The organism is Draconibacterium orientale, assembly GCF_900111425.1.
GTDB lineage: Bacteria > Bacteroidota > Bacteroidia > Bacteroidales > Prolixibacteraceae > Draconibacterium > Draconibacterium orientale.
On sequence record NZ_FOHT01000071.1, the window covers coordinates 1 to 5072 of the forward strand.

The 5072-nt window shown below is 33.9% G+C and carries 4 protein-coding genes; all 4 read right to left on the bottom strand.

Going from position 1 to position 5072, the window contains the following annotated elements:
• Positions 1 to 325: 325 nt before the first annotated feature.
• Complete coding sequence (locus BMW53_RS20400) at positions 326 to 2737, bottom strand: AAA family ATPase (protein ID WP_074781165.1); 2412 nt, start codon at positions 2735 to 2737, stop codon at positions 326 to 328.
• The gene (locus tag BMW53_RS20405) at positions 2724 to 2936 is read right to left on the bottom strand and encodes a hypothetical protein (RefSeq protein ID WP_038555802.1); all 213 of its coding nucleotides are present in this window, start codon (positions 2934 to 2936) and stop codon (positions 2724 to 2726) included. The genes BMW53_RS20400 and BMW53_RS20405 overlap by 14 nt, the downstream gene beginning before the upstream one ends.
• A gap of 11 nt (positions 2937 to 2947) precedes the next feature.
• The gene (locus BMW53_RS20410; protein WP_038555799.1) at positions 2948 to 3412 is read right to left on the bottom strand and encodes a GIY-YIG nuclease family protein; all 465 of its coding nucleotides are present in this window, start codon (positions 3410 to 3412) and stop codon (positions 2948 to 2950) included.
• 499 nt (positions 3413 to 3911) lie between these two features.
• Positions 3912 to 5072, bottom strand: a 1161-nt coding sequence (locus tag BMW53_RS20420) for an IS91 family transposase (RefSeq protein ID WP_139178294.1), incomplete at its 5' end; no start/stop codon positions are given.

The window sequence follows — 5072 nt, forward strand, 5'->3', positions numbered from 1 at the left end:
TTCTGTGTCAAATTCAAAATGGCACATTTCGCATTCAAGATTTACTATCATATCTTAAGCTATTTGTGCTATGCGTTTAGCATTGTGTACAACGGATGGCGGTATGAAAATGTTGCCGATTGCGGGCGATTCACTGTCCAATTGCACAAAAGCTGAATCGTGCTACAATCGTTGAATAACCTACTGTCTCGGCAATTTTTTATACCGCGTGTTGTATGCTGGCTGTTTTTCTTTGTCTGCGTTGGCAAAGACATACTCTTTTGCAATTTTGGGCTGTGAGCCAGCCTGTGCGAATTGCAAATGTGTATGGCTTTATGCGGTGGCATTAATTTTTCCATTCGTATTTTAATTTACCACAACCACATCTAATCTTTTTCTCCACATTGTCATAATATCTAGTTGAAATAAACTTATCACAATCAGGGCAATAAAAAACATGAATCATATTCTTTATATCTTCCCATATTGCATCCAAATCCTCAATTGATTCCTGAAAGTCATTGTCGTGTGATGTTGTATTACTCATAAACATAGGCATTCCTTTAATCTTAGGTATGTCTGCAACTTCTTTAATCTGCTTGCTAGCTTTAGACAACTTTGCTTGTACAGAATCCAATAGTTCAGGAGCCATTCGTTTTTCATTTACATCATTATTTCTGTAAGCGACTTTAGCTTCTATGTCAAGAGCAACATGTTTCATCACTTTTTCCGTATAGACTCTGATATCATTGCCTAGACCATCAGTATTTTTTTCTTCAAATTTTTTCACAATTCGCTCTTTAATATCAGCCAATCCTTTTTCTATACCAGTTCCGTTTTCCATTGACCATTTAAAACTATTTAATAACCAACCTTTGCTTTTTACCTCACTTGATACAAGTTGAAAAAATTCTTTTTCATGTGTCAGCAAGACTACTTGATAGTCATTAAATTTATTTGCGAGTAATTGTGCAAATCTATAACGGTGAGAACGGTCAAAACTTGAAATTACATCATCCAAAATAAAGAACTTGTTTTGTTTGTTAAATGCTTTGACTGATGCCAGGAAAAATGATAATCCTAAACAATTAATATGACTTTCACTTAAATAGGCAATAGGTGGAGTTTTTACTTCATTAAAGAAGCTATACTCAATTGTAATACCAACTAATTCATCGTCTTTCTTTATTGGAACTAACTTGATGTCATTTATCTTTTCTTTAGGGTTCATCGTTGTATAATAATCATTGATGTCCTTTGAAAACATTGATAAGAATACATTAAGTGCCTCTTCCTGCCTTATGATAAAATCCTCGTATAATAATTCAAATGTAGTTTGCTGTCCTATTAAAACCTTTTGCTCTTTTTCTATCCTAAGATACTCAACATATGCTTTTGATGCCTGCATGAGTTTAGTGTAGACCTTAAATTTAATATTTGATTCTTTAGTTTCGGTTAGAGCTTTTTTTGTTTTATTAATATGTTCAATAAATTCTTCAATGTGTAGCTTGTCAAAAGTTAAATCTTGAGGGTCTATTAAATTTACAGTGAAATCCTTTTTTAACTCTTCTGAATAAACATTTAATGAGGATTTTACTAATTCTATTTTTTCTTTAATGCTTATAAATTTCTCATTACTGAAAAGTTTCTCCCTTGTTAAAGTATCAATAGAACTACTGCTGGTTTTAATTAATGATTCAAGGTCTTTGGCTTTTTCGTCTAGTTTCTTTTTTTCAGTAGAGAGTTGTTCTAAATCTAAGATTCTTTCATTTAATTCTTGAAGTAAACTTATTTTACTTTTTTCTTGCAGACAAAGAGGGCAATAGTCTTCTTTTACAACATCTTTACTTAATACACTTTGCCCTTCTTGTAACAGGGAAAGGAGTTGAAGCTTCTTTATTTTTTCAGGGTCTTTCTGTAAATCTACAAACGAATCATAAAATGTTTTATACGCATTAGCAATTGGCTCTATATTTCCTTGTAATTCAGAAAAAACTTCCCATACTTTCATGTGATAATTTATCTGCTCTATTAAGGCTGTATCTTCTTTACTCTCAATTTTCTTTAATACAGCATTTATATCAGTGCGTGATTTTATCTCAAAATCAAGTTTTAAAGGCTTAATCAGCTCATTTGCTCCTTCAAAAAGTTGTTCATCAGAATATGAATTCCGTTCCAGATTTTCTAGAATTATTCTTTGTTGAATGTTTTTTAGATTATCATAGTTTATGGCTTTAATATTCCTTGCAATTCTTCCAGCACTTTTCTTTAATAATGCTCTTAAGTTTGCAACATCAGAAAAACCAATAATTTTTTGTAATTCAGTAAGTTTATCCGTTTTACCAGCGATTATAAACTGAACTAAATCACGATACCTTAAGATAAGTCTTTCAGAACTGGATGCACTTAAATAATTGTTTAATTCATCAGAGGTGTTTGATAAAGAATTGCGAAGGGAATTGTCAATTGATTTTTTTGAGTCGAGGTTGTTGTCATCAAACTTTAGTTCAATATATCCATCTTCAGTATCTGGTATAAAGATATTTCGAACGGCATCCTTACCTTTTCTTCTACCAATTTCCTCATTTGATAAGTGTTCAATTCTGTCATAAAAGAACCATTCAAAAGAATCGGTGATAGAACTTTTTCCAGTTCCGTTATCACCGTAAATTAAAATTGATTTTTTATTTAAATTAAGGCTTAACGGCTCTTTAACGCCTCTAAGTCCACTTATTTTTATTGAATTAATCTTTGCCATCTGTTCCTGATTTTTTAGGTGATATAGCATCTTGCTTTAATTCTTCTAAGGCATTCTGAATATTGCTATCGGTAAGCTTATTATCACTATATAACTCAATTAATTTTTCGACTGTTTTTTCATCAGTCCCTTCAATATTTAAAATTTCAGCGAAGAAGTCATCGATGACTTCTTTGCCACTTCTGATTTTATTTTCCATATTCTTAGGGTTTATTCAAAATATTGCCAATCAATTTTAAAATTTGCACTTATCTCTTTATCTAATATCTCATATCCTGATTTATTATTACAGATAGGATATACTCCAAATTTCTCAACAAAGTCTAATATAAAATAACTTTCTAGGTCTTCTATTCTATAATCCCAAATATCTCGAAGCATTTCAAAGTTTATATAAGTAAAAAATAATGATTCAACTTTTCGATAATTTACAAGACCCAAATTTTTACTTTTGCCACTAAAATGTCCATTTAGTCTATTGCCCATTGAATTCGTTTTCTTTTCACTCATGCCGATATAAAGAAGTCTAGACTTTTTAAATGGATATTGAATTTTAGTCTTTTCGGTAAAGATGAAATACAATCCTGTTAAACCCATCAAAGCTTTTATGTTCTGCAACTCAAAAGACTTTGGCTGGTCAAAAAATATTTTAATATCTGATGTTTCTTTCTTCATATCTCAGTGTGTCGGCAAAAAACAAGTGTGTGGCAAGTCTTGTTTGGATTGTGTGTGGGCGACTTGGCACTCTCTTGTTTGTGCGCTGGCATTTTCAGCTTGCATACAACGGTTGGTGTAAGTTTAGTACGGGACTTCGAAGAGCTTTCCTGTCAAGTTTGCAGCGAGCCAAATCTTTAACTTTCCCTTTTTTATTTTACAACCGTCAAATCAAAGATTTGGCGGTGTTGGATTGAAAAGTGGCCGTTTCAACTACCACGCCCACCCGTATTAAATTTACACTTTGTTGTACACTGTGCTTTGTTTTTATTTCACTATTTATTAGGGGTTTATATAATTCCATTTCGAGAATAACCATTTGGGAGTCCGGATTGTACGGGCTTAAAATTGGTTTTCTTGTTTTAGGTTTGTTATAAAGTCCCTTTTTCATTAAAAGTTGCTCTTAAAGTTGCATAATTTAATCCATATTTCATAACAGGGCATACCACTCCCATGGGTTTTATGCTGCTGTTTTTTTGATTTTGTTTTTTTCTGGTCTAAACCTGGTCATATAAATGGTCTCATTTTTTTTGTTTTTAAATGTTGAGAACAAGTATGTTTTTTCGGTATTGCAGTTTTTGCAAATTCTCGGGTTTTCAGCCATTTCATAGGTTTCTGCGTTCTCTTCAATTTCTGGAGCTTCAGAAGTTTTATTTGTTATTTTGACAAGGGTTTTGTTAAGTACTGCTTTTGTCCTTGCTGCATAAGCCCCGTAGTACCTGACAATCCTAAAATAAGGCAGCGGAACGTGTTGTAATAACCTGGGGAAAAACTCGCGGTAGTTCAGCGTAATTTCTTTTTCGATGGGTTTCCCGTAAAAGTCAAGGTTTTTGTAGTCTTTGTATTTGAACGAGATATTTTCCCCGTCGATGTTTGTTATTTTATATTCGCTGATACATGCCCTTTTTGAGTACCTTCCGATGTAACGAATCACTTCTTCGGGGATTTGGATTGCGGGTTCGAAATGTACCCTCCAACTATTGCCGTTTACTCTTTTAATGAACCGGAGAAATTCTATCCGGTCTGAAAAATTTTGCTCCAGCGTATTTGAATCAAACATTTCGAAGAGCTTGTCTTCGAACTTACACCGGAATTTTGTCTGGATGAATTTATAGTTTACATACTCGCCTGTAATTTCTTCGAGGCAATTGTTTTTGTTAACCCCTCCCCATGAAAGTATCATGTGAATGTGCGGGTGCAATTGTTTTGTTTCTCCAAATGTGTGGAGCACGCTGATTATCCCGGGGGTGAGCTTGTATTTGTGCATCATCCAGTCTTTTATGGCTTCGGCTGCTGCTTTGAACAAAGCACTTAAAAGTTCCCTCTTATTGTCGCTGATTAAGTTGTTGAGTTTGTGTGGCAGTGTAAACACCACATGTCGGTGTGGAATGTCCAGCATTTGGGTTTTCATTTTCTCGGCCCACTTCATGGTGTCTTTCCAGCTGCAGGTGGGGCAAAAACGGTTTTTGCAACTGTGGTAAACCTGGCTTATTTCTCCACATTCTTCGCAAACATAATGGTCGATTCCCAAAGCTTCGGTACGGCAAACACGCATTGCAGCAACCGCTTTGTATTGTTCGGGGGTGATATAATGGTTTGGAGATTTGACATAGGTATTCCA